Source organism: Phaeobacter gallaeciensis DSM 26640 (assembly GCF_000511385.1).
Taxonomy (GTDB): domain Bacteria; phylum Pseudomonadota; class Alphaproteobacteria; order Rhodobacterales; family Rhodobacteraceae; genus Phaeobacter; species Phaeobacter gallaeciensis.
In genome coordinates, this window is record NC_023137.1 from 2,264,730 (window position 1) to 2,285,139 (window position 20,410).

At 58.7% G+C, this 20,410-nt stretch carries 32 protein-coding genes and 1 tRNA gene; 11 read left to right on the top strand and 22 right to left on the bottom strand.

Features of this window, described 5'->3' with window-relative positions; translation table 11 throughout:
* Positions 1-21: 21 nt before the first annotated feature.
* Positions 22-1,002 (bottom strand): glycosyltransferase family 2 protein, encoded by a 981-nt coding sequence (locus GAL_RS10875; protein ID WP_024097627.1) that lies wholly within the window; start codon positions 1,000-1,002, stop codon positions 22-24.
* 189 nt (positions 1,003-1,191) lie between these two features.
* Here GAL_RS10875 and GAL_RS10880 point away from each other — a divergent pair, with 189 nt between their 5' ends.
* Positions 1,192-2,394, top strand: a complete 1,203-nt coding sequence (locus GAL_RS10880; RefSeq protein WP_024097628.1) for a tyrosine-type recombinase/integrase — start codon at positions 1,192-1,194, stop codon at positions 2,392-2,394.
* Between the two features lie 245 nt (positions 2,395-2,639).
* On the opposite strand, the gene GAL_RS10885 is transcribed toward GAL_RS10880, so the two are convergent.
* Complete coding sequence (locus GAL_RS10885; protein WP_024097630.1) at positions 2,640-2,867, bottom strand: hypothetical protein; 228 nt, start codon at positions 2,865-2,867, stop codon at positions 2,640-2,642.
* Positions 2,868-3,000: 133 nt separating this feature from the next.
* Here GAL_RS10885 and GAL_RS10890 point away from each other — a divergent pair, with 133 nt between their 5' ends.
* The 7 genes from GAL_RS10890 (at position 3,001) to GAL_RS22905 (ending at position 5,576) form a co-directional block, all read left to right on the top strand.
* Positions 3,001-3,720 carry a DNA cytosine methyltransferase gene (locus GAL_RS10890; RefSeq protein ID WP_081731446.1) on the top strand — a complete coding sequence of 240 codons (720 nt, stop codon included), beginning with the start codon at positions 3,001-3,003 and terminating at the stop codon, positions 3,718-3,720.
* Positions 3,721-3,753: 33 nt separating this feature from the next.
* On the top strand, positions 3,754-4,389 hold the full coding sequence (locus GAL_RS10895; RefSeq protein WP_024097632.1) for a hypothetical protein: 636 nt from the start codon (positions 3,754-3,756) through the stop codon (positions 4,387-4,389).
* 38 nt (positions 4,390-4,427) lie between these two features.
* Complete coding sequence (locus GAL_RS10900) at positions 4,428-4,637, top strand: hypothetical protein (RefSeq protein WP_024097633.1); 210 nt, start codon at positions 4,428-4,430, stop codon at positions 4,635-4,637.
* 13 nt (positions 4,638-4,650) lie between these two features.
* Positions 4,651-4,884 carry a hypothetical protein gene (locus tag GAL_RS10905; RefSeq protein WP_024097634.1) on the top strand — a complete coding sequence of 78 codons (234 nt, stop codon included), beginning with the start codon at positions 4,651-4,653 and terminating at the stop codon, positions 4,882-4,884.
* 8 nt (positions 4,885-4,892) lie between these two features.
* A tRNA-Arg gene (locus GAL_RS10910) sits at positions 4,893-4,969 on the top strand.
* A 29-nt stretch (positions 4,970-4,998) separates the two neighbouring features.
* Entirely contained in the window at positions 4,999-5,283 is a 285-nt protein-coding gene (locus GAL_RS10915) for a hypothetical protein (protein WP_024097635.1), read from the top strand.
* Positions 5,284-5,444: 161 nt separating this feature from the next.
* Positions 5,445-5,576 carry a hypothetical protein gene (locus GAL_RS22905; RefSeq protein WP_275541792.1) on the top strand — a complete coding sequence of 44 codons (132 nt, stop codon included), beginning with the start codon at positions 5,445-5,447 and terminating at the stop codon, positions 5,574-5,576.
* Between the two features lie 177 nt (positions 5,577-5,753).
* On the opposite strand, the gene GAL_RS10920 is transcribed toward GAL_RS22905, so the two are convergent.
* The 13 genes from GAL_RS10920 to GAL_RS22990 all read right to left on the bottom strand — a co-directional run bounded on the left by GAL_RS10920 (position 5,754) and on the right by GAL_RS22990 (position 13,359).
* Positions 5,754-5,993, bottom strand: a complete 240-nt coding sequence (locus tag GAL_RS10920) for a hypothetical protein (RefSeq protein ID WP_024097637.1) — start codon at positions 5,991-5,993, stop codon at positions 5,754-5,756.
* Positions 5,990-6,178, bottom strand: a complete 189-nt coding sequence (locus GAL_RS10925) for a hypothetical protein (RefSeq protein ID WP_024097638.1) — start codon at positions 6,176-6,178, stop codon at positions 5,990-5,992. The genes GAL_RS10920 and GAL_RS10925 overlap by 4 nt, the downstream gene beginning before the upstream one ends.
* The gene (locus tag GAL_RS10930) at positions 6,175-6,693 is read right to left on the bottom strand and encodes an N-acetylmuramoyl-L-alanine amidase (protein ID WP_024097639.1); all 519 of its coding nucleotides are present in this window, start codon (positions 6,691-6,693) and stop codon (positions 6,175-6,177) included. Before GAL_RS10930 ends, GAL_RS10925 begins: the two co-directional genes overlap by 4 nt.
* 59 nt (positions 6,694-6,752) lie before the next feature.
* Entirely contained in the window at positions 6,753-7,169 is a 417-nt protein-coding gene (locus GAL_RS10935; RefSeq protein WP_024097640.1) for a hypothetical protein, read from the bottom strand.
* Positions 7,162-7,332: a hypothetical protein gene (locus tag GAL_RS22490; RefSeq protein WP_024097641.1), complete on the bottom strand. Its 171-nt coding sequence runs from the start codon at positions 7,330-7,332 to the stop codon at positions 7,162-7,164. The genes GAL_RS10935 and GAL_RS22490 overlap by 8 nt, the downstream gene beginning before the upstream one ends.
* A complete protein-coding gene (locus GAL_RS10940) occupies positions 7,329-7,532 on the bottom strand; it encodes a hypothetical protein (RefSeq protein WP_024097642.1) in 204 nt (67 codons plus the stop codon). Before GAL_RS10940 ends, GAL_RS22490 begins: the two co-directional genes overlap by 4 nt.
* A gap of 409 nt (positions 7,533-7,941) precedes the next feature.
* Positions 7,942-10,158, bottom strand: a complete 2,217-nt coding sequence (locus tag GAL_RS10945; RefSeq protein ID WP_024097644.1) for a hypothetical protein — start codon at positions 10,156-10,158, stop codon at positions 7,942-7,944.
* 21 nt (positions 10,159-10,179) lie between these two features.
* On the bottom strand, positions 10,180-10,530 hold the full coding sequence (locus GAL_RS10950) for a hypothetical protein (RefSeq protein WP_024097645.1): 351 nt from the start codon (positions 10,528-10,530) through the stop codon (positions 10,180-10,182).
* Positions 10,531-10,540: 10 nt separating this feature from the next.
* Entirely contained in the window at positions 10,541-11,377 is an 837-nt protein-coding gene (locus tag GAL_RS10955) for a hypothetical protein (RefSeq protein WP_024097646.1), read from the bottom strand.
* 86 nt (positions 11,378-11,463) lie between these two features.
* On the bottom strand, positions 11,464-11,826 hold the full coding sequence (locus GAL_RS10960) for a hypothetical protein (RefSeq protein ID WP_024097647.1): 363 nt from the start codon (positions 11,824-11,826) through the stop codon (positions 11,464-11,466).
* Positions 11,823-12,341 (bottom strand): hypothetical protein, encoded by a 519-nt coding sequence (locus GAL_RS10965; protein ID WP_024097648.1) that lies wholly within the window; start codon positions 12,339-12,341, stop codon positions 11,823-11,825. The genes GAL_RS10960 and GAL_RS10965 overlap by 4 nt, the downstream gene beginning before the upstream one ends.
* Complete coding sequence (locus tag GAL_RS10970; RefSeq protein WP_024097649.1) at positions 12,338-13,111, bottom strand: KilA-N domain-containing protein; 774 nt, start codon at positions 13,109-13,111, stop codon at positions 12,338-12,340. The genes GAL_RS10965 and GAL_RS10970 overlap by 4 nt, the downstream gene beginning before the upstream one ends.
* A gap of 29 nt (positions 13,112-13,140) precedes the next feature.
* Complete coding sequence (locus tag GAL_RS22990) at positions 13,141-13,359, bottom strand: Arc family DNA-binding protein (RefSeq protein WP_040104063.1); 219 nt, start codon at positions 13,357-13,359, stop codon at positions 13,141-13,143.
* A 103-nt stretch (positions 13,360-13,462) separates the two neighbouring features.
* Here GAL_RS22990 and GAL_RS21950 point away from each other — a divergent pair, with 103 nt between their 5' ends.
* The 3 genes from GAL_RS21950 to GAL_RS10990 are packed head-to-tail and all read left to right on the top strand — an operon-like array spanning position 13,463 to position 14,154.
* Positions 13,463-13,756: an Arc family DNA-binding protein gene (locus tag GAL_RS21950; protein ID WP_024097650.1), complete on the top strand. Its 294-nt coding sequence runs from the start codon at positions 13,463-13,465 to the stop codon at positions 13,754-13,756.
* Between the two features lie 32 nt (positions 13,757-13,788).
* On the top strand, positions 13,789-13,971 hold the full coding sequence (locus GAL_RS10985) for a hypothetical protein (protein WP_024097651.1): 183 nt from the start codon (positions 13,789-13,791) through the stop codon (positions 13,969-13,971).
* Positions 13,972-14,154, top strand: coding sequence for a hypothetical protein (locus GAL_RS10990; RefSeq protein ID WP_040104064.1), 183 nt, complete (start codon positions 13,972-13,974; stop codon positions 14,152-14,154). It abuts the gene before it with no gap.
* Here the strand turns inward: GAL_RS10990 and GAL_RS10995 are convergent.
* From GAL_RS10995 to GAL_RS11020, 7 genes are read right to left on the bottom strand one after another with little or no spacing between them, the layout of a single operon-like run.
* Positions 14,126-15,646 carry a hypothetical protein gene (locus tag GAL_RS10995; protein ID WP_024097652.1) on the bottom strand — a complete coding sequence of 507 codons (1,521 nt, stop codon included), beginning with the start codon at positions 15,644-15,646 and terminating at the stop codon, positions 14,126-14,128. The two genes, GAL_RS10990 and GAL_RS10995, sit on opposite strands and share 29 nt — an antisense overlap.
* Before the next feature lie 2 nt (positions 15,647-15,648).
* Positions 15,649-16,908 (bottom strand): hypothetical protein, encoded by a 1,260-nt coding sequence (locus GAL_RS11000; RefSeq protein ID WP_024097653.1) that lies wholly within the window; start codon positions 16,906-16,908, stop codon positions 15,649-15,651.
* A 9-nt stretch (positions 16,909-16,917) separates the two neighbouring features.
* A complete protein-coding gene (locus GAL_RS11005; RefSeq protein ID WP_024097654.1) occupies positions 16,918-17,511 on the bottom strand; it encodes a phage tail tip lysozyme in 594 nt (197 codons plus the stop codon).
* Positions 17,512-17,514: 3 nt separating this feature from the next.
* On the bottom strand, positions 17,515-18,399 hold the full coding sequence (locus GAL_RS21955; protein WP_024097655.1) for a hypothetical protein: 885 nt from the start codon (positions 18,397-18,399) through the stop codon (positions 17,515-17,517).
* Positions 18,399-18,827, bottom strand: a complete 429-nt coding sequence (locus tag GAL_RS11015) for a hypothetical protein (RefSeq protein ID WP_024097656.1) — start codon at positions 18,825-18,827, stop codon at positions 18,399-18,401. The genes GAL_RS21955 and GAL_RS11015 overlap by 1 nt, the downstream gene beginning before the upstream one ends.
* Entirely contained in the window at positions 18,824-18,976 is a 153-nt protein-coding gene (locus GAL_RS22495) for a hypothetical protein (protein ID WP_024097657.1), read from the bottom strand. The genes GAL_RS11015 and GAL_RS22495 overlap by 4 nt, the downstream gene beginning before the upstream one ends.
* Positions 18,973-20,409 (bottom strand): hypothetical protein, encoded by a 1,437-nt coding sequence (locus GAL_RS11020; protein ID WP_024097658.1) that lies wholly within the window; start codon positions 20,407-20,409, stop codon positions 18,973-18,975. Before GAL_RS11020 ends, GAL_RS22495 begins: the two co-directional genes overlap by 4 nt.
* Position 20,410: the final 1 nt, after the last annotated feature.

Below are 20,410 nucleotides of genomic sequence, written 5' to 3' on the forward strand. Positions count from 1 at the left end.
GGGGCCAGTCACCGGGCACAATCAGTCTCTTGTGGCCAGACCGGGATTTTCCAGACAATAAGTATAGAGGTCACGGTACGCAGTAGCAGGATCTTCCATCAGCGCGTCAAACCGGCTGCGGTGCAATTCGATCGCCTGGTGCCGCAGGTCAAGCAATCGCCCGCCCGACGCCGCATCCAGTTCCTGCATCCGATCACGAATTGCATCGGTTCTTGCGGCCAGATGCAGATCTTCCTGACTATTGTGGTTGCGCCGCGTCCAGTATTTTCGATCGATGGCGCGATTGGCCTGATGCGCGCTGCCACGGTACGACTTCAGAACAAAACTCGCCGCGTCCTTCGTGATATAGTGATTAATCTGCGCCAAAGCCCGCTGGCCTGGATCTTTGGCCCGAAAATTACGATGCTCGTAGGCGCTGAGCGGCAGGCCGGAGCCGTTGCAGATGCGGATCTGCTCTTCCGGGATTAGTTGCCCCTGCGGCCGGTGGATACCGCAACGCGTATATGCATTTGGATCAAACATTGTCTTGAATGGCGTCAGGCGCGTTTTGACCCGCGCCTCATCCTCGGCCAGCGTGAAGGTTTCAACCACCAGATCCTGCGAGATCCGCGTCTTGCCTGAACCTCCAAAGTGCTTCCAGTTCAACATGATCTGATTGCACTCTGGCATCGCGTCAATGAGGTCCTGCACGGTTCCGCCATCCGCATGGACGACCAGAAACTCGTCAAGATCCAGCGCCAATACCCAGTGTGCATCACGAAACGCGGCCTGACGTGCGGCGCGTTTATAGGCCTTCACCTGATGCCGCCCGCGCTCTGCACGGTTGTAAAAATAAGCAATCTCGCCCATGTCCCTTAGGGTTTTCAAGATCTCATGGGTAAAGTCATCTGAATCGTTCTGATAGATGATGATGGTCTCAAAACCGATCATCTTGTGATAGGCGACCCACTCCAGAATGGTCGGCCCCTCGTTCTTGGCAGTTGCCACCAATGTGTAGCGCATTCACTGTTTCCGATACGACGCCTTCCAAAACTGGTGCGGACGGCGCGCACCAACATTCCGTCCGACTATATCCGTTTTTATTTGCCCGTCCACTGATATCAGGCCATAAATTCCACAGGCTGTCGCATTCTGTACGCCCCTGTCCGATTGCAGCGGGGGCCAGTTTGGGGGCCAGAGTGGGGGCCAAGCATGGCGAGAAACAAGCTGAAGGCGGTAGAAGTCAAAAACGGCAATGGCAAGCTGTTCGACGGCGCAGGTCTGTATTTGCTGAAAAGAGATGCCGACAAAGGCCGCTGGATCTACCGCTACAAGCACCAAGGGCGCAGCCGTGAAATGGGTCTTGGCCCCTACCCTGCCGTCAGTCTCGCGGAGGCGCGCAAGTCTCGTGACACCTGGGAGGCGGCGCTAAGGTCCGGGGAAGACCCGATTGCGACCCGTGACCGGCAGCGGGCGGATCAGCGCGCAGAAGCCAGTCGATCAGACCCGACATTCGCAGAAGCCGCAGAAACCACGTTTGAAGCGAAGAAGGCGGGGCTGCGGCGAGATGGTGCAAGCGGGCGCTGGCTAAGCCCGATCAAGCTTTACATGGTGCCGGCCATCGGGGGCATGAGAATGTCCCAGATCCACCAGACGGACATTCACCGGGCGCTGGCGCCGATCTGGCGGAAAAAGCACCCGACCGCAGAAAAGGCCATTCAGCGCACCAAGATCATATTTGAGCATATGCGGTTCTCAGGCGTGGAATGTGACCCGTTTACGGTGGACATGGCAAAGCACATGCTGGGCGAGGTGCGGCACCAGATCAAGAAAACCCCAGCATCAGCATGGCAGGACATTCCCCGGATCTATGCAGCCTTGAACCGAGATGACGCCTCCCACCTCTGCCTCCGCTTCAAGATCCTGACGCTTGTTCGATCTGCCGGGGTCCGAGATGCACGGTTTGCCGAGATAGACGGCGACGTGTGGACGGTGCCAGAGGATCGAATGAAGGGCAGCGAGGGAAAGGTGTCCGATTTCCGCGTCCCGCTATCATCAGCAGCGCTTGAGGTGGTTGCAAGGGCTGAGAAATGGAAGCGCAGCGCCTATATGTTCCCCGGCGGGCGATCCGGCGGTATATCTGACGTTGCTATCGGGAAGGTGTTCAGGAAGATCGACCCGAACGGGACACCCCATGGCCTGCGCACCAGCTTCAGAACATGGGTTCAGGATACCGACGCCGCGCATTATGACGTTGCTGAGACTGCGCTATCCCACATCATCGGCGGGAAAGTCGAAAGGGCCTATGCCCGATCTGATATGCTGGAACGTCGCCGCTCGCTTATGGAGGCATGGGCGCAGTTCGTGACAGGGGCGAAAGAAAACGTGGTGCCTATTCGGGGCGGGGCGGTGTGATATCCGCCCAATGGGTGGGCTGGAAGGTGCGAGAGAAGCCAGAGGCGGCGCGGCCTGAGAAATTCCACCTGCGGTCGCGATCTGACCAGTAGATAGGGACACACCTGCACCAATCCCCTCCCAACCCATCCAGCGGGAACCAGGCCAAGAAGTTGCTCCCATCGCGAGGTGCTTTTTCCATATCTGAGCGCCATACTATGCCGCTGGTACCTAGGTGCGCCGTCACTTGCTGCATCGCCCCTCTCCTATTCCGGTTTGTCGGTGTCTGACTGGTCAGCTTCATCGCGATCCAGCTTTTCACTGATGGCAGCGCGGACGAACTCCATCCAATGCAGCTCTTGCGCGGCGAGGTGATCGTTCACGCGATCCCACTGCCCCGGCGTAAGCGTAACCTGTTTGGGGCTGCCGAACTTATCCTGCGCTCTCTTAGGTGGTCTGCCCACTGTGGCGGCCTCAACATTTGCTGCGATCATTCGTCCACCTCGCTTTTAGTTTCCGCACGATTTTTTATCCATACAAAAACGCCTCAGTTACAATATGTATATTTACACATGTTTCTATATATGTAAATATAAGTTTGCAAACACCCCTTTGATGGAGAAGGCAATGGTCGCCTACTACAACGAGCACAACTCCACCTCCGCTAAGTGGCTTAGGTTGCTGATTGAGAACGACTTAATTGCGCCTGGCGAGGTGGACGATAGGAGCATTGAAGATGTTACTCCATCAGAACTTTCTGGATATTCTCAACACCATTTCTTTGCCGGTATCGGTGGCTGGTCTCTCGCACTCAGGCTTGCCGGGTGGCCCGATAGTCGCCCAGTCTGGACCGGATCCTGCCCATGCCAACCTTTCAGCGCGGCAGGCAAAAGCCTTGGGTTTGACGACGAGCGCCACCTCTGGCCATCTTTCGAATGGCTCATTCGCCAGTGTCACCCTGCAACTGTCTATGGAGAACAGGTTGCGCGAAAGGCTGGGCGAGAATGGCTCGCCGTGGTGCGGTCTGATCTGGAAGCGACAGGATATGCCATGGGGGCCGCCGATCTCCCGGCTTGCGCGGTCGGGGCGTGGCACGAACGCCCCCGGCATTACTGGGTTGCCCACTCCCTCAGGGTGCAGCAACGGCGGCAAAAACCATGTCGTCGGACGGCTGGACGAATGGGGCGGCTCATCAAATCCGTTTCGTGGGACAGAGGTTGGCAAGAGGCGCTGCGGGAGCTTCGAAGCCTGGATGATGGGCTATCCTATGGTGTGGGCCTCACTGATGGCTTTCGAAATGCAATCGTCCCACCGCTCGCGCAAGCGTACGTAGAATGCACGATGTAAATTCCAACAATCCCCCCCTTGATGGAGAGAGAGATGCCAGTCGTAGACTTCGAACCAAAGAGGCCCAAGGCCGCAATCGAACTAGCGCGATATCTGCGCACGCTGTCTGATCTTATTGAGGCAGGCGAGACAGAAACTGACCCAAGAGCTGCGCTTGTCGTCCTGACAGGGCCGCTACAGCACGAGGTTCTTCATGTCGGTCATGATGCTGATCCAGGGTTTATTCTCGGCGCCCTAAGCGCAGCTGAGGCCGTCTATCGGACAAATTACAAAACGATTGGCGAAAATATTCGCCCTAGAAGCCACCAATATACAGGCGGGAAAAAGCGCAGTGACGTGGTGTCAATCTGTCGCAAGGACCAATCCACCTACCCCCCCAACCCCACCCCTTTGATGGAGAGACCGATGAAGTACGTCGTGACGATGAGAGTAGAGACTAAAGCCGCTCTGGTGATTGAAGCCGACAATGAAGAACACGCCCACGAGGAAGCAATGAAGATTGCGAAAGCTGGTGGCGAAGAAACACTGGATGCCTTTGTCGATCCTCGCGACTTCGTTGAATTTGATTGGTCATCAGATGTCGATGAAATTCAGACTGCCGAGAGCGTGGGCTGGGACAAGCCAAACGTGCAAGCCGTCAACGTGCCGCTTGCACCCCTTAATCCATAATCCCCAACCCCGAAACGCACCAATCACCGGAGGGTGAAATGACCGAAGCCGCCACCTCGATACGCCACCACATCAAGGGACTGGTTCACGCCCAGTCAGAGCTTATCCAGATGCTCGATCACCTTGACCAGCACGGCAAAGTGCTGCGCGGCAAAGGCGGACGGGTGGCCGAAAGTTTGCGTGAAATTGCCGCCGATCTTGATCTCGACATGGCGGCGGCTCCCGCCGTCACTGACGAATCCACCTAACCTCGGAGGCATCATGAGTGCATACAACCAAAGCGAAATCTGGCAACACGTCAAAAGCGGCGGCCTCTACACCGTGATCGGACGCGGGATGATCGAGGCCGATCTAACCCCAGTGACCATTTACCGGAGCCTATGGGATGGCGCGGTGTGGGTCAGTCCGACCGCAGAATTTGAGGATGGAAGGTTCCGAAACATCGCCGTCGATGACGTCGCCGACTGTCGCCCTCAGTCGGATTATTCCACCTAACCCTCTCTCTGCGCGTAGCCCAACAGGACAAGGCACGGAACTTCTATTTCTGAGATTGCGGGTTCGAATCCCGCCGCGAAGTCCAACCCCGAAACGCACCGATCAGGAACAGCAATGACAAAACCTAAATTCACCTTGATGCAGCGCCTGCTAAGGCCGGTGATCAATTGGCTTGTGGAGGGCTGGTTCCCGAAGGGGTGTTTCTACGGGCGCAACTACCTAAACGACTTCAAAGTGCTCGACCAAGGCAAGGATGTCGTCGGCAAGACCGCGGCCATGTACCTGCAGTCGATCATGAGAAAAGCCGACGCAACCTCAATCATCTATGAAATGACAGAGGTCACCGAACGGAACGTTCCAGTCGGCAGCTACAAGCTGACCCTTGAAAAGATCGACTGATCGCCCACCCTGAAACGCACTGGAGATTAAAAGTGGCCCCTTTAACGTTTCGCATCATCGACAGCAGACACAAACACGTTCCACTTTGGCTTGGAGTGCTTAGATGGTCGATTTTCGCATCCATAGTTTTCGCTCCTGGCTTGCTGGTGGAAAGCGACGCAATGCAATGGGCTGGATTTGTTGTGATCCTCGGCGGCGTGCAGATCGCTGTGCTTGGGAGTACCAGCGAGGAGCTTACAATCGAACAGGCCCGCCTGCGCCTGGATGAAATTGAAGCCAAGACTTCCACCTAGCCCCAACCCAACAATCCCCAACCCCGAAACGCAAAAAGCCCCGCTCACTGGCGGGGCTTACACGTTGCTGTCATGCGGGTATCTGTTCGCGTCACCCATGACAGCCAGTTATCCGGTAACACCTCAGGATCACCGGGCATTGTCGCCCGCGCCTCCCCATAGGAACCACATCCCGCATCACCAGCGATCAGAGTTTCGCCGCAGCTGCTCAATGTCATCAGGGCGGCTATTCCCGCGCAGATCTTCCACTGCTTCACGACCGGCCTCCTTTCGTTTTGCGCTGTCTGTCAGCGTCTCGATGTACGTTTCCTTGCGTCCCTCTGCCTTCTGTGACCGCCCATAAGCCCAGATAGCCGCGAGGAACGCCCCAGCGGCCACCAGATAGCCCCAGAAGCGGGACAGGAGGGCCGAGATCACAGGTGCCACCCTTTGCGCTTGGCGAGGGCATATGACGCCTCAACCAGCGCGCCGATCAGCAGCGCGCACACTGCCACGATATCGGGGTCTGCTGCCAGCTGCGCGCCGATCTGGTCCGAACCGAATAACAAGGCCCCCACGACATAGCGCAGGGCGATCCGGGCAAGCGGAGAGAAGTTCATCATTTGCGAAAACCTTTCAGCAGGGAATTGATCAGGGTGAGCCACCAAGGGCGGGCATTGCGCTTGCGCTGGACTTCATCCCACCAACCGGCCGCATCAAATCCGGGGCATTGCGTTGCGGCTCCGGGCATATCCCGATGGCCCCGAACAACTGCGCCGGGGAAGCGTTCCAGCATCTTGTCGATAATCTCGATCATTGCGCGCGTTTGCGCCGGGGTACGGCTGTCAAACCCGGTGTTCATCGCGGCCTTGCGGACCCCGCCTTCAAAGCAGATCCCAACGCTTATGCTGTTCTCGCCTTTGCTGTGGGCGCCTGCCTCAAACCGCCCCGGCTGGCTCATATCGCGGCCCATTTCGATTGAACCGCTCTTGCGGATATACCAGTGGTAGCCGATTTCACGGAACCCGCGCCGCTTGTGCATCCGGTCGATATCCTCAGCGGAAACATCGTCCTCGACCGCCGTAGCTGAATAATGGATCACGATATACTTGACCTGTCCGTCAGGCTTATATGACATGCGTTATCTCCATGCGAAGAAAGCCCGCTGGCGGGCCGTCTGGTTCGATTGTTGGTGGTTTATTTCCGCCGGGACGTAATCCGGGCCAGCACCCTCAGGCATAGCCGCCTGTTGGGGTAGAACGCCATTTCAGTCACAGACCACCGGGCCTGCTCCTCGTCACTCAGGGACTTGTGCATGGCCTTGAGGTGCAGGTATGCCGCCAGAGCGCCGCCGCCCTTGAACAGCAGGTCAAGCCAGTTGCCGACGCCCCTTATTTGCGACACGCTGAGCAAGCCGAAGTTTACAATCGGCTGCCCCAACACCTGCCAGAAAAGCGTGTTGCCAACTGCGGCCATGAAGCCGAAGAAGATTGCGGCCTGTAGCCAGCCGGGCGCGTCGGGATCGGTCCAGCGCGTCGGCCTATAGGCCCACATCACCAGCGAGCCATAGAACAACAGGGCGACACCCGCGCCCCAAGAAACCCAATCACCCATCTGTCTGCTTCGCCCTTTTGCTCTGTTCGATTGTCTTGCGCAGAAGGTCGTGACGGCGCTGCGCCATTTTTTCGCGCAGCTTGTCCGTGCGAAGCTCAGCCCGCGCGAGGGCGGCTTTCTTTGCGGCGGCATCAGCCCCGCGTAGGAACTGGGGCCACTTCATTGCCTCCGCTCCCTGTCGTACTGGTCGATTGTGCGGATCGTCTCCACCAGTTCGGCGCTATGCTCACGCTCCCGGTCCAGCGCCCTATCGGTCTGGTCATTACCCCTACGCCAGAGGTGCCAGACAGCCAGAGAAAGCACGGCAATGACTGCCGCAGGAAGCCCGCCACCGATTTCCTTGATGATTGCTGTGAGGTCCATGGTTAGCGCAGCTCGCAGGCATAGGTTTGGCCTATAGTATATTGAGGCCACGTATCTGGGTTAGGCCATACATCCCAATAGGTGCGCTGGCCCATAAAGACCAATCCGCTTAATGCATATGAAGTGCCATCGACGACAAATGTCGTATAAGATGAAACCAGTGGCCTTACATCGCCTGAAAAGCTAAGCCTCGCATCATTAGTATGGGCACCACTCGTACGGCTGAGCTGCGCATGCAGCACAGCTCCCGGCACAGGCTCATTACTCAATGAGCCGTTATTTGACCTATTTATGAAATAGCCCGGCTCCCCGGGGTACGGCTCCCCCGCCGTCATGCTCCATGTCACGCCTCCCCCGCCTTGGTTCGCCGCCACATAAGCGCGCATGGCATTTGCAAAGAGGCTTCCCATTACGAAACCTCCAAGCCAACGGCATGGGTATTAGAAGACCCAATCCTGTGGAAAGCGAAATCCAGCGTTGCAGTGCCGCTTGCGGGCTGACCGGACCCAGCCCATTTAACGCCACCGCCGGGGATAGTGAAATTGATCATCTGTGAGTTCGGCTCTGCTACAACTACCCGGACATCCTCAGATACAACCAATGCAGACAAATCAATTGTTAGCGTCCCGGTCAGAGGACCGCCAGTAACATTCAGCCCTTGGCCTTTAGTCCGGTCCCACACCACGGTCCCAGAGGTATCATTCACCGAGTGCATCCGGGTGTAGTGTCCGATATCCGCCCCAGCGTTTGATGAAGTATCCCCGGGTGTACCATCGCGGAGGGAGCCATTTTGGGCGCGGAAAAGTTCAAGCTCCGCCGCATCTCCTGCCGCCCCTGTATTCGTGCGCGGCTCAAGCACCAGCCCGCGCACCGGGTTCGCGGCATTGCCAAGTGTCCCCGCCGTTGTCGGCACGAGGTTGTTACCGCTCTCCGACCAGTTTGCCAAGCCAGAGCTGCCCCCATCCAGCGCTGACAGATCCACCGTCAGATCACCACCGACCGACCGTGTGAGCGTTAGAATGTTGGTGCTGCTGTTGAAAGAAACGCCAGTCACAACCCCGTCAGCTGACCCGCCACCGCCCACGGCATAGCTCTGAATGCCGACATACTTGCCGAGGAAGTCAACCCAAAGGAATTCCGTGATCTGGAACGCCCCGCCACCGATCCGGGTACTCCCCACGCAAAGTGAGTTGTTCACCACGTCGATGTATGTGCCGGCATCGGAGCTGAGACAGGCCAGCCAGAACCGGCGCGCTTCCATTTTCTCGACAGTCAAGGTGCAGGCATATCCGGCGGTGTTGACGTAGTAGACGCAGCTTTGTTGAGGGGTAAAGTCGTGCGGCTCGTCAGGCAAGCGAATGCACTCATCGACGCCCACAGGGTACTCCCCGGCAAAGGACGTGGCAGCATCGAGCAAGGACCGCATTGCGCGCGGGTCAGGCTCAAGAGCGACATTCACGATATCGCCATTGCGCATTGAATGGCTGTTGTTCACGTCCTGCGCCGCGCCATATGGCCCCTCAGGCCCGCCGGTACTGACGAACTCGACCGGAACCCCGCGCAGCTCGTTGTCGCCGTTGCGGTTGTTGGCGGCATGGACACGATATTTCAGGGTTCGCGCGCCCGTGGTAGCATCCTTGTAGACTTGGCGGACCCAGATTGACCCCTCAAGGCTATTCAAGGTGCCGTCCAGATCAAGAGTGGTGACAGACGACCATGCGCCGCCGATGGGGTCAGTGGCGGAATGGATCTCAATATTGCGGTTCGCGCTGTTCTTGATGCACATGTACCACGTGTCGTCATCAGCCTGCGTAAGGTCAGGCTCAAGCATCGCAGTCGTGGTGGTGCCAACATTCATCGCGACCGGCGGGCCGAATGTCATCGCGTCGATATCAAGGCACTCAGCAATATATGGCCGGAACGTCGGGGACTGATTGCCGAACCCGTCAGTGTAATCGTCCTGCGTCCGAATGCTGATGGTCAGGTAGACCTTATCCCCGATGTTGTGGAAGCGCGGACCCCACAGCAGATCCGCCGCGCGGGTGGCCCCTGGTAGTGTGGTGCCGCGCACCCCGCCGAAAGCGTTGCTGCCTTGGAGCTGGCATTTGATGTTCACCGGGGTGCCAAGAGCGCTCAGGACATAGACCGAAAAGTCGTATTCCAGGCCCTCGCCTGCGGTTACGGGCATCAACCACGGGTCCATGCGGCGACGGCGCGCCCAGAATGGTTGACTGTCACGCCCGCCGGTTGTCGCATCGCCCGCGCCCCGGATAACAGGGAACTGGTTCAACCGCTTGAGGGTTACGCCATCATTGGACAGGTGAAAATACTGCGCGGTCACATCTTGGTTTTTGAAGGCAGACATCAGAAACAGGTTGTCAAGCTGCCCGCCTTCGCGCCGCAGACCGTCAACGCCGAACCCCCACAGTGCGCTGTCCAGACCTGTTGCGGTACTGTCCACGGTATAGCCCGCACCATTACAGAACACCCGCTGACCGTCGCGTAGGTCGCCGCGCTGGATCGCGCCGCGCAGCTTGTAGATATCGGAAAACTCAGGGCCGATCTCGAACGCCTTAACCCCGCCGATGGTGGTAAGATCTGGGTCAGCTTCAGACGCATCGGTCACGATGTACCGGGTGTTTTCCGTCTAAGCGCTGAGAATAGTCCCGACCGGGTAACTATCTGTCGCGTCCGCGCGCAAATCGGTCCCGTTGGCGAATGACTTGATATCGCCCGCGCCGCCGGTTCCATCAGGCAGGGTCACGGTCGCAAGGTTCCCGGTCAGCTCCACATCGCCGCCAACAACATCGATCGCTGTCGCGGTGCCCAGCGGGTTGCCATCGCTGCGGATCGCAACGCCCTGAACCGCCGACGTGCTGAGAGCGCTGGCCGGAGCGCGGGAGATATCGCCATCAACCTCGACCAGAACAGTGTTCTCAGGGCCAAGCGTATCGACCTGTGGGAGTTCGTTCGCGTTTTTCTGCGGTGTTCTTGTCATGCTCTATCCCTCAGCGAAGCTCAGACCAGTTTGTAAAGCCGCCGGTTGTCCGGTAGAAATGATCCGGCGGAATTGTTACGGAGGCTGCGGTCTCAAACGAACCCGGCGCGCCAAGGGTGGCGATGGGCACCCATGCGCTCCCGTCAGCTGAAACCTGCGCGATGCCACCGCTGGAGCCGTGGACCATCCACTGAATGGGGCGACCAGCGTCGTTCTGATAGGAGATGTTGGCGGTGCGTGATCCGTTCAGGTTCTGCCAATACTGCCCCACCCCCAGCGCTTTACCGTCCACCTCAGTGCCCACAAACGCCTTGACCGACTGCTGGCTGGGCGCGGCGGTTGCGCTGTCGCTTGCCATGTCGTCCTCATCGAGAAAACCGCGTGTGGCCACAGCCCCCAGGCCAAGGGTGGTTCGGGCCGACGCCGCATCAGACGCTGCAATGAGCGACTTCCCATAGGCCGTTACCGCGTTCCAAAGCCCGGTAAGGTTCGCAATCGCCGCCTGCACGTTGGTCGCGCTGTTCCCGGTGATCGGGGTGAACTTCACCAGCCCCGCGCCCGTCTCATCCGTGGTGGTGACGTGCCAATTGTCCGACGGGAACCCCGGCAAGCTGGTGTTCGTTTCAGGATCGCGGATATCCAGTTTCAGAACCTTGTCCGTGAACACGGCAGTGAAGTTGCCCGCGCTGTCCGCCACCAGAGGCGGAGGGACAACAACCGTTCCGGCCTTGTCCGAATAGACCGTCAGAGGGGAAACCGTGCCCTCCTTGTAGAAATACGCCATTGCGCCGGGGACAATGTTGCCATTGCCATCCAGCGCACGGGGCATAAGAACCCTGTTCGCCATGGTGTTCGCCTCTATGTGGGGAATTGGAACGCAAGAGACCCCGCCGAAGCGGGGTTGTGCCTTGCTATTGAAATCAGTGATTTAGATTACGCCGCTGCGTCCAGGGTTGCGGCTATGTTGCGGAACATGCGCTCATCAAGACCGTCGAAAACCCCACCTCTGTAGACTTCCCCAACAAGCCTGTCCTCAAGCGCAAACTGGATCTGCGCGGCAATGCCAGCCAGCGTGGCGGGCATTGTTTCCATTAGATTGCGTTCCAACTCGTCTCCACGCTCAAGGATGCGCTCGGCGGCGTCACTGCCATCTTCATGCAGCAACCAATCCGCCCGCAAGGCCCGCCACTGGTCCAGCCATTCGGGATGTGGGTCCTTTGCGGCAGCGCCTGCGGCGATCCCCACGCCGAGAGCGGGGATGGTGATAGACCCGGTGAGAAAGGAACGGCGCTTCATGCTGCGCCTCCTTTCGGAGGGAAAGGGCCACCAGATTTTGTAGTTTGCGCCACCGTGGCGCAAACCTCCCCGAACTCGGAAAGAGCGCTAAGATGCCGGTCGATTGCGGAGCGTAACTTGCGGCGGGAATAATAGACCTTCTCTTTAGCTTTCATCTTAGCAGTGTATTCACCCTTGGTGGAAGCCATCATCGCCTCATAGTCTGCGCTTCCAGTTTCGATACTGTCCAATCCGTTCATGCGGCGAAAGTCTGCATACGCCTCTGTCAACGTGCGGCTTTCGTTGTTCGCCGCAATCTCAGCACGGCGCAATTGGATAGCGAGGTCGGCAATCAAAACCGCATCAGCGGTCTTTTCGCCCTCAGTCTTTTCGGCAATCCTCGCTGGAGGATGGGGAAAGCCCAGTTTTTCTGACAGCTGCCGAGCGGCCAAAATGCCAAAGGTTTCCCGGCACTCATCGACCATAGCAGTTTTCCAGCCCATTTCTTCGGCGGTCCATTCGCTGAACGGCTTCATTTCGCACCCCCGATCAGCTTGAGTTTGCTTTGACCCATCCGCTCCGAAGCATAGACCTTTGCTTTATGCAGAAGGCCGTTTTTCATGCAGGCGGACGCTTTATCCGGGTCGAACATCCGCGCCCCACGCATCCCAAGCTGGGCCGTGCGGCAGTGCTCGATCTGGCAGCCCATTTCTGCAAGGCGGTTGCCGAGCCAGCGCGGCGCGTTCTTGAGCGGCGGCAGGTTGTGAGAACTCCAGATTTGACCAGAGGTCTTTCCCTCGACGTAAACTCCCGGTGATGACGGCTGAACAACAGTGGCGATTGCGGTAACTGCTGTGGCCATTGTGGCGATCTGCCCCTCAATCGCGGTGACCTTGCCCGAAAGCATCCGAGCAATGCCATTGGTTCGGACGATCTGCTCCAAAACGTCCGCCGGAAGGTGCTGCACTACACCCTCCATTTTCTCGCGAATTGCCTGGTTCCCCCACATATGAAAATCATGGCTCAGATACTTGGCGTAGGCGATCCCGATCTGCCAGTGCGCGAAAGTGCCCCCGTTCTTCCCCCGCTTGGAGGTCAAAACCTGTGCCTCACTCAGGTTTTGGGAAACGGCGACAGCGTCAATGAAGGCCCTACCCTCGAAGCGCGCCCAATTGTACGGCTCCTTGTTCTCAGTCGAGCCTGCCGCCTTCCACATATCGGTGAGCGATAGCATTTCGCCCTTCTCACGAATTGCCACGCCACCGTAGACAAGTTCGCTTCCAGTGATTATCTCATGCTTAGTCATTCAGATGTCCTTTCATCTGCTTGGTTAGACTAACCGCGCGCTAACGCGGTGCTGTTGTCTTCAGCAGCGGGGGCTGTTCCGCCAAGATCGCCCCCCGCTGCCTCTCCCACCACACTCTCAAGCGCGGCGAGAACTTCACTGTTCATAGAGCGGCGGTTTTGTGCTGCTCGGGCTTTGATTGCGTCACGCCATCCATTCGGCAGGCGAATATTGATGCAATCAGCAAGTTGGCTGGGATATTTTTTCAAATTCCTTCTCCATAGTTGCGACTAGCACCTACGTAGCAACTTAAAACCATGATTGCAAGTCGCACCCATTGCTTTTTTGGGTGCAAGTCGCAATTACCTAAATATGAGCGATAATGATTCCAAATACCCGAGCGAGCTTGCCGAGCGTTTTCAGGTACGGCTCCCAGAAGGGATGCGCGACCGCATCAAGGCTGCTGCGGCAGAGAACAACCGTTCCATGAACGCCGAAATTGTTCATGCGCTTCAGCTCTACCTAGACTTCGACTTTGAAAAACACCCATCTGCCACGATGACAGAGGAGCAGAAGGAAGAGATTTCCGAGACCTACCATAGAATTCTCCAAGAGCGTCTGATGGAGAAAATGGTCCAAGCGGGCTGGAAGCAGCCCGAAGACTAGACCCCGCCCCCTTTCGTGATTAGGTTGAGCAGATGGACGATTTCACCACGATTGCTGTAGGTGCTTTCTTTGGCAACGGCTTGTTCGTCGTTTTCCTTTGGGGCTGTCGGCGCTGGATGAGTGATGAGGCGCGAGGGGTGGAACGCATCAGCACAATGGCTCTAGTCGCCATACCGATGGTGCTTTTGATGGCCTATCTCGTCGTGGCAGGGTGAATGTCTGAGGTGTTAGATATCGCCATGGCTGTTTTCTTTGGAAACGGTATGCTTGCCATCTTCCTGTGCGGGTGCAGCCTCTGGCTCAAAGGCGGCGAGAGAGGGGTGGAACGGATCAGCACTTTAGCGATGATCGCTGCTCCCCTGCTGATTGTCATGGCTCATTTGGCGACAATGAACTAACCGCCTCCCCGCCCCTGCCAGCCATCTTTGTCAACAGATCATCAATCGCGTGACGGCGGGCGGCCTCAAGCAACGGGTCTTGGATCTGCGCGCCTGATGCAACCAGCGCCCTCGCAATCTCCGCGTTCTTCACAGTCGCCCGCTCCCCCAGGCGCTGGACTGCGGTTCCGATAACTGGCGCGGCGATCCCGAACTCCTTGAGCGCAAGCATTGCCATCAGGCCGTTGCTCTGCGCGCCCTGACCCACCCCGAACTTGCCCGCCTTCTTGAGCGCGTTTGAGGCGCTGGTCCCTTGGACAACGGCCTCCATCGCCTTCACTTCCTCATCGCCGAACAGACGGCGCTGTTTAGGGTTGTTCAGGATACGGCGAACCTGCACCCGGATACCGTTCTCAAAGCCAGAGGCTGCGTTCTGGGCACGGTACACAGCATCGTCAATAAGCTCTGTGCGCCGCAATTGACCCCACATGCGGCGGGCCAAATCCACCTCACTCGCGGTGTCTGGCGCTGCTTGGCGCAATACATCGTCCAGCCCTTCGACCATCTGAGAGCCGATTGCAGCCTCAACGCGGTTTGAAGCATTGCCAGCCGGGACTTGTGCCTGCCTGCGCAGAATATCCAGATCACGGAAACCCATTTCCGCTCGCGGGTCAGTGGCGGCGTCCATTATGCGGTCATTTGCACGGCTAGCCTGCGGCGTCAGTACGTCGTCCATACCCTGCCGGATCGCCCTGTCCTGCATTGCAGGCGCCGCTTTGGTCAGCGCGCGCCGGTCGAGGTTGGCCTGAGCGTCCGCGCGCTCGAAAATGGCGCTGGCTTTCGTTCTGAGTTCTTCAAGAGAGGGGGCCGACTTGACCATCTCACGGACTTTCCGACCTCTCATCGCCCGACGTGCAACTGTCCCCATCATGCGGCCAACGAGAGGAACGCCAACCCCAAATGCGCCGGACCATTTCGCACCCTCCACTGCATTTTTTCTGCGGCTTGTGAAATCTCCTTCCCCTTCCATGAAGCCATATACGCCACCTGAAACCGCCGCCACACCACCGGCCTTAGCCGCCCTTAGAACCCCACTGCCGGTCCTAAGCGCAGAGAATGCGCCAAGTCCGGGGATTGCTGCGGGTGCCAGTTCGGAAACTATGCTTGAGGCTCGGTTTTCCTTTGCGAATTGCTCTTGCTGCCCGCGATAGTGCTGCAGACGTTCGTCATACCCTCCGCGCCCCAGTGCCGCGTCCGTGGCGGCGGCTGCCTCATCACCAACAAGGCCGAGTGTCAGGCTTTCACCAGCGTTGTTCAGGAAGGTGCCAACCTTTTCGCCAAAATTCTGTGTCGTCGGGTCGTCGTCACCTAGCAGGTTTTCTTTGATGACTTGCCCCACGCCCTTCGGCGTTTTCTGCTCTTTTGCGAGCTGAAGAAAGCGCTTGGCTGCGTGGGTGTCGCCCGCGCCATCCGCACGGCGGGCAGCGTCCATCAGTTGCTCATAGTTTGCCATGTTCACTCCAAGCCATATTTGCGGAATAGCTCGTCATCTGTTGCTGGGGCCGCACGGGATTGCTCGTAAATCTTGTCACCAGCGCTCTTGCCGTGGATGACCCTCAGCAGTGTTTGCTCATAGTTCTCCAAATCCCTTTGGAAATTCGGGCTGGTCGGGTCGAGCGCGCCAGACATATCTTGCAAGAGCTTCAGTTCTTTCTCGGTGACGTTGCCGAGCGCGCCGCCTGTTTTAGACTGCCGACGCATTGCATTCAGGTTCTCAGCGGCTGCCAGCGACTTAAGGGTGTCGGTTTGGCGGATAACCTCTGCGCTATCGGTCCATGGCGCAAGCGCAGCGATGCGCGTACCAGCAGGCCCGAAGTCTTGATTGGACGCCGCTTCACGCGCAAGTGTGGCGGCATTCAAAACAATATCCGTTGCGGTGTCCTTGGCGCTTTGCTGGGCCGCCTCCTGAATGCTTGTGTCCTTTGGGCCGCCAGCAACCGGCGCAGCCATCGGGCGCCCTTGATCGTCCAGCTTGATCGTGCCGTCTGGATTGTACAGGTAGGTGAAACCCTCTCCTAGCTTGCTAAGGCCAGGGACAGGGTTTTGGGAGCCGCTGCTGACATTGACGGTAGTCTGCGGACTGTTGCTAAGCGGGGTGCCTTCCGGCAGCAGCCCAGCAGCGATATCAGCCTGAACCTTGCCGGGGCCTGACATGGGCTTCGGCGGTGCATTCAGTTCCTGAACCGCTTTCAGCTTGTCCAGAACATCGCCATACATCGCGGCAACTGTCGGGAATTCATCAAGGCTTTGCAATGGCTCCTCGCCAACGGTGCCCAGAAGCTGGTTCAGGCCGTCAAGATCCCCACGCTGATAGAACTGCATCCCCTGAGCGATACCCTGTTCCACCCGCGCCGCCTCTGCGGCCCGTTCTTGTGCGCCAAGAGACGCGGCGTAGGCTTCGGCCTCTCGGCCCATTGCAATCCGGCGCTGTTCCATCATCTGCGCGCGCGACTGCATGTTCTGCTGTGCGCTCTGCATCTGAACCGCCTGCATCGGGTCCAGCTGGGCCAGCGCATTCAACGCCTGCGGCTGACCAGCTGCGATATCCGCGCCCTGCGTCTGGAAGAGGTTGCGCAGCGCGTTCTGGCTCTGCACTTGGTTCGCCTGCTTGCGCGCTTGGTGGGTCTGCTGCGCTGCCATCGCAGACTGAGACAGCGCGTTCACGATATCCGGCTGTTGGGCCATAAGGGGCAAGCGGGTGTCGAGTTGGGCCATGTGCTGTCCTCAGGTAAATTTGAGTTTGGCGCGCGGTGCGACCTGCGTCAGGAAGTTGCGCGGGTCAATCTGCTGCATTTGCGGCGGCTGCGGTGGCTGTTGCTGGGCGAGGGCATTCACAGGCGCGCCCTGCTGTCCCATAGGGGCCGAAAGCGCGTTCTGCGGGGGCTGCCCCCCGAAATCACCGCCAGCCAGCGCGTTGGCCGCCTCTATGCGCCGGTCAAGGTGCGGAATACCGGGGCGGAGGAACTGCTGGCTGTAGATCCGCGCCGCCTCTGCCGGGGTTTGGGCTTGGGAAAGTGCCGTCCCCGCCCGTTTCTCGGTGTTTGCCAGCTCCCACATCGTGAAATCAAGCTGAGCGTCCAGATCGTCCAGCGCCACCCCGCGATCTGCGGCGTAGCTCTCGAACTGACGGCGGCGCGGCCCGGTCCACTGGTTCAGCCCATAGCCGCCACGCGATCCGGGCACAACGGGGGCATATTCGTTCACGCCGGTCTGAAACCCGTCGCTCTCTATCTGCATATTCCCGGCAACACCGATTGCGATATGGCGCGGCAACCCCCGCGCGATCAGACCGTTGACGACTTCCTGAGCGCTTGCCATAGCCTACCCCCAGAACCCGCCAGAGGCCCACGGGGCGCTGAGAGCGTTCGCAGGCTGAGGCGTGGCACCGCTGGTCTGGTTCTGGTAGTTCCAGATCCCGACAGTTTGATCCACGCCCTTCGCGAAGGCGTTGCCGACGCCGATTGCGCCTGCCGCCTGCGCGTTACCTATGGCTGAAAGTGCATTTGCACCGCCGCTGGCATAGTTTGCCCCGGCATTGGCCAGATTTGCAGCAGCAGCCTGACCTTGCGCAGCCTGCCCCGTCAGACGGTCAATATAATTTCCATAGAATGCACCAGAAAGGTCATTCGCTCGATCCTGTTGCGCCTTGATGGTCGCGCCGCTGAACAGGCTCCCTTGGCTTGCTGCGCTGCCGTCGATCTGGTCCTGAGACGTCTGGAGGACGTATTTTTGATACGGGGTGGCTTCAAAGCCTCCGTATTCAGTCCCGCCAGTCGGGTTCGCCTTGGCATAGGCATCAGCCGCAGCCCGGTCGCCGAATGTTTGGTCGCCGACCCGATATCGCGTCACATCTCGCGGGCCGTAGTCTCGCACCTGCTCGGTGTATTCGTCCGACCACCCGGCATTATGCACAACGTCCTTCATGGAACCGTCGCCATAGACCTGATCGGTGAACTCAACCACCCTCTGAGGATCGCCACCGACCATGGGCCGATCACCGCCCAGTAGTTCGAAGTTCAGGACGTTCTGATAGTTCAGGCCGCTGTCGTAAAAAGGCTGGAACCGCTCCTTCGTCTCATCGTAAATGCGGCCTTCAAGCTCAAGCTGGCTGTTTGCTGCCCGCTCTTGAGATTTCGCCGCCTTGCGCGATGAGGACGCGCCCAGAAGGGCCGACCCACCGCCGATTGCTGCTGCTGGTCCTGGCATCAGTTCATTTCCTTCCAGAGTTCTTCGGGGGTCTCGGCATACATCCGGTAGATTTCAGGTCCGACCTGAGCCGCCCAGTCATCGCCACCGACAATCCACGCGATGTTGTGGAAGACGCCGTAAATCGCAGCCCTCAGCATATAGGCCTTCGCGACGTCATTCCGGTCGCCGCGCTCCAGCACATTGGCCGCGCGCCATTGCAGATACATATTGAGCATGGCCGGGCGCAGGATGTGGGCGTGATCTGCAAAGAAGGGCGTGTATTCCTTGCCGAACGCCAGCCATGACAGAAGCGCATTATGGTTCGCGCATTTGCCTTCGTCTTCCAAATCGTCCCACTCTTGGGTCGCATGCCAGAGGTGCTCGGCAAAATCGACGGCGGCAGTATCACCCCTGAACCAGCGCGCGAAATGATCCTCAAGCGTCACGGCTGCTGCGCCTCCAACGCCTCGACCTTCGCTTGCAGCTCCCGGATCGCCTGCGCCATCTTCTCAAGCGTGATCTGTGTTTCTATCGTGCTGTGGCCGTCCGGCTTGACCAACGGGACGTTTGCCTGTGGTGTCTCAACGGTAATCATGCCAGCTCAATCTCCCCCACAGCCTCAATCGTCATATCGGTGTTGTCGCTGAGGGTGATTTCAAAATTGGCGTTGCGGAACTGGCCCAGGGATCGCCAGCGCACCACCTTGTCGTATTCGCCCGCGCGGCCCATCGACCGCACCTTGTCCCGCGACCACGTTTTGCCCCGATCCTTTGATGTCCGCAGTGAAACCTTGCTGTCCGTGCTGACTGTGACGTCGTCGCCAGTGGCAAGGGCGGTGTAACCATCCGTCGCCATCATGTACCCGCCGCCGATATGCAGCCCCGGTGAACGCTGCGCCGTTAGCGTGGAATTGCCTACCGCCCCGACCAGCGTCAAACGAGGCACACGGAACCGATTGCCGTTGTTGCGGATCGTGCGAGATACGGCCTTGCCGATCAGCGGCTGGCCATCGTCGCTAGGAATGCGATCAAGGCTGAACATCCGGCCAAAGGCTGAGCCGACAAAATCAGCACCAAAGGCCCGCACCGAATGCGTGGCCGACCACGGCGTCAGGCTTCCACCCTCGGCGCGCTCGTGCCATTCATCCATGACCATGTCATAAACCCACGCCTCGCGGTCAGCGAAGCGGATGACACAGAACTTGTGGCCCTCATCTTGGTAGTAGAGGCAATGGGTGGCGTCCTTCTGCTCCAGCGCCGTCTCAACGCCGCGCGTCGATACAGGCCGCATGGACCCGCCGGAAACCAGATAGGCGATGCCATCGTTGCCGACAAAGAAAGCGCCGTTCGGGAACTTGATAAACAGGCCAAACCGCAACAGTCCGGTGTCCATGTCGCCGCCGCTCATGGGGGCAAGGAAATTCTCCCCGCCGGTCTGGTACCAGCGTTCGATGGACTGTTCTTTGAAGATCCAGTAAATGCCCTGGATCACGGCCCCGCGAATAATGTTGTCGTCCGTGCTTTCTGCCGTCGCAAAGCTAAGCCCGTCGAATGTCTCCGGCTCGGTCACGTCGGACCAGCCGAAGCGCCGGCCATTCAGTTCTGTGACCACAGTGCGCTGGCCAAGAAACTCAACAGAGCCAACGTCGGAGAATGCCCCAGTGTCGGGCTGCGTCAGCGTTTCACCGTCCCAAACGTAGTAATCCCCGCCCGCAGACACGACAGCAGACCCATTGTTGCCTGAAATGGAAACATCCCCGTCAGCGGACACCCGCCCCAGCTGTGAAACCGTGCCGTTGCCGTCGATGCAGGACAGATCCGCGCCGGATACCGCAAACACCTTGCCCGCTTCCTGCTCCATCGCCCGCAGGGGAGCCGATGCCAGATCGACAAAGGGAACCATGCCGGGAACCCGTTTCAGGATGGGCTTATCGCCCGCCTTCTCGCGGTAGATGTTGATCAGCCGCGCCGGATCCGCCTGCTGGTTGTCGCCGTCCTGTCGGCTGCGCCCGATCCACTCAACGCGCATC

Coding starts and splice junctions, on each gene's coding strand:
- GAL_RS10875 (WP_024097627.1), bottom strand. CDS start 1,002: ATGCGCTACACATTGGTGGCAACTGCCAAGAACGAGGGGCCGACCATT.
- GAL_RS10880 (WP_024097628.1), top strand. CDS start 1,192: ATGGCGAGAAACAAGCTGAAGGCGGTAGAAGTCAAAAACGGCAATGGC.
- GAL_RS10885 (WP_024097630.1), bottom strand. CDS start 2,867: ATGATCGCAGCAAATGTTGAGGCCGCCACAGTGGGCAGACCACCTAAG.
- GAL_RS10890 (WP_081731446.1), top strand. CDS start 3,001: ATGGTCGCCTACTACAACGAGCACAACTCCACCTCCGCTAAGTGGCTT.
- GAL_RS10895 (WP_024097632.1), top strand. CDS start 3,754: ATGCCAGTCGTAGACTTCGAACCAAAGAGGCCCAAGGCCGCAATCGAA.
- GAL_RS10900 (WP_024097633.1), top strand. CDS start 4,428: ATGACCGAAGCCGCCACCTCGATACGCCACCACATCAAGGGACTGGTT.
- GAL_RS10905 (WP_024097634.1), top strand. CDS start 4,651: ATGAGTGCATACAACCAAAGCGAAATCTGGCAACACGTCAAAAGCGGC.
- GAL_RS10915 (WP_024097635.1), top strand. CDS start 4,999: ATGACAAAACCTAAATTCACCTTGATGCAGCGCCTGCTAAGGCCGGTG.
- GAL_RS22905 (WP_275541792.1), top strand. CDS start 5,445: ATGCAATGGGCTGGATTTGTTGTGATCCTCGGCGGCGTGCAGATCGCT.
- GAL_RS10925 (WP_024097638.1), bottom strand. CDS start 6,178: ATGATGAACTTCTCTCCGCTTGCCCGGATCGCCCTGCGCTATGTCGTG.
- GAL_RS10930 (WP_024097639.1), bottom strand. CDS start 6,693: ATGTCATATAAGCCTGACGGACAGGTCAAGTATATCGTGATCCATTAT.
- GAL_RS10935 (WP_024097640.1), bottom strand. CDS start 7,169: ATGGGTGATTGGGTTTCTTGGGGCGCGGGTGTCGCCCTGTTGTTCTAT.
- GAL_RS22490 (WP_024097641.1), bottom strand. CDS start 7,332: ATGAAGTGGCCCCAGTTCCTACGCGGGGCTGATGCCGCCGCAAAGAAA.
- GAL_RS10940 (WP_024097642.1), bottom strand. CDS start 7,532: ATGGACCTCACAGCAATCATCAAGGAAATCGGTGGCGGGCTTCCTGCG.
- GAL_RS10950 (WP_024097645.1), bottom strand. CDS start 10,530: ATGACAAGAACACCGCAGAAAAACGCGAACGAACTCCCACAGGTCGAT.
- GAL_RS10955 (WP_024097646.1), bottom strand. CDS start 11,377: ATGGCGAACAGGGTTCTTATGCCCCGTGCGCTGGATGGCAATGGCAAC.
- GAL_RS10960 (WP_024097647.1), bottom strand. CDS start 11,826: ATGAAGCGCCGTTCCTTTCTCACCGGGTCTATCACCATCCCCGCTCTC.
- GAL_RS10965 (WP_024097648.1), bottom strand. CDS start 12,341: ATGAAGCCGTTCAGCGAATGGACCGCCGAAGAAATGGGCTGGAAAACT.
- GAL_RS10970 (WP_024097649.1), bottom strand. CDS start 13,111: ATGACTAAGCATGAGATAATCACTGGAAGCGAACTTGTCTACGGTGGC.
- GAL_RS21950 (WP_024097650.1), top strand. CDS start 13,463: ATGAGCGATAATGATTCCAAATACCCGAGCGAGCTTGCCGAGCGTTTT.
- GAL_RS10985 (WP_024097651.1), top strand. CDS start 13,789: ATGGACGATTTCACCACGATTGCTGTAGGTGCTTTCTTTGGCAACGGC.
- GAL_RS10990 (WP_040104064.1), top strand. CDS start 13,972: ATGTCTGAGGTGTTAGATATCGCCATGGCTGTTTTCTTTGGAAACGGT.
- GAL_RS10995 (WP_024097652.1), bottom strand. CDS start 15,646: ATGGCAAACTATGAGCAACTGATGGACGCTGCCCGCCGTGCGGATGGC.
- GAL_RS11000 (WP_024097653.1), bottom strand. CDS start 16,908: ATGGCCCAACTCGACACCCGCTTGCCCCTTATGGCCCAACAGCCGGAT.
- GAL_RS11005 (WP_024097654.1), bottom strand. CDS start 17,511: ATGGCAAGCGCTCAGGAAGTCGTCAACGGTCTGATCGCGCGGGGGTTG.
- GAL_RS21955 (WP_024097655.1), bottom strand. CDS start 18,399: ATGCCAGGACCAGCAGCAGCAATCGGCGGTGGGTCGGCCCTTCTGGGC.
- GAL_RS22495 (WP_024097657.1), bottom strand. CDS start 18,976: ATGATTACCGTTGAGACACCACAGGCAAACGTCCCGTTGGTCAAGCCG.
- GAL_RS11020 (WP_024097658.1), bottom strand. CDS start 20,409: ATGCGCGTTGAGTGGATCGGGCGCAGCCGACAGGACGGCGACAACCAG.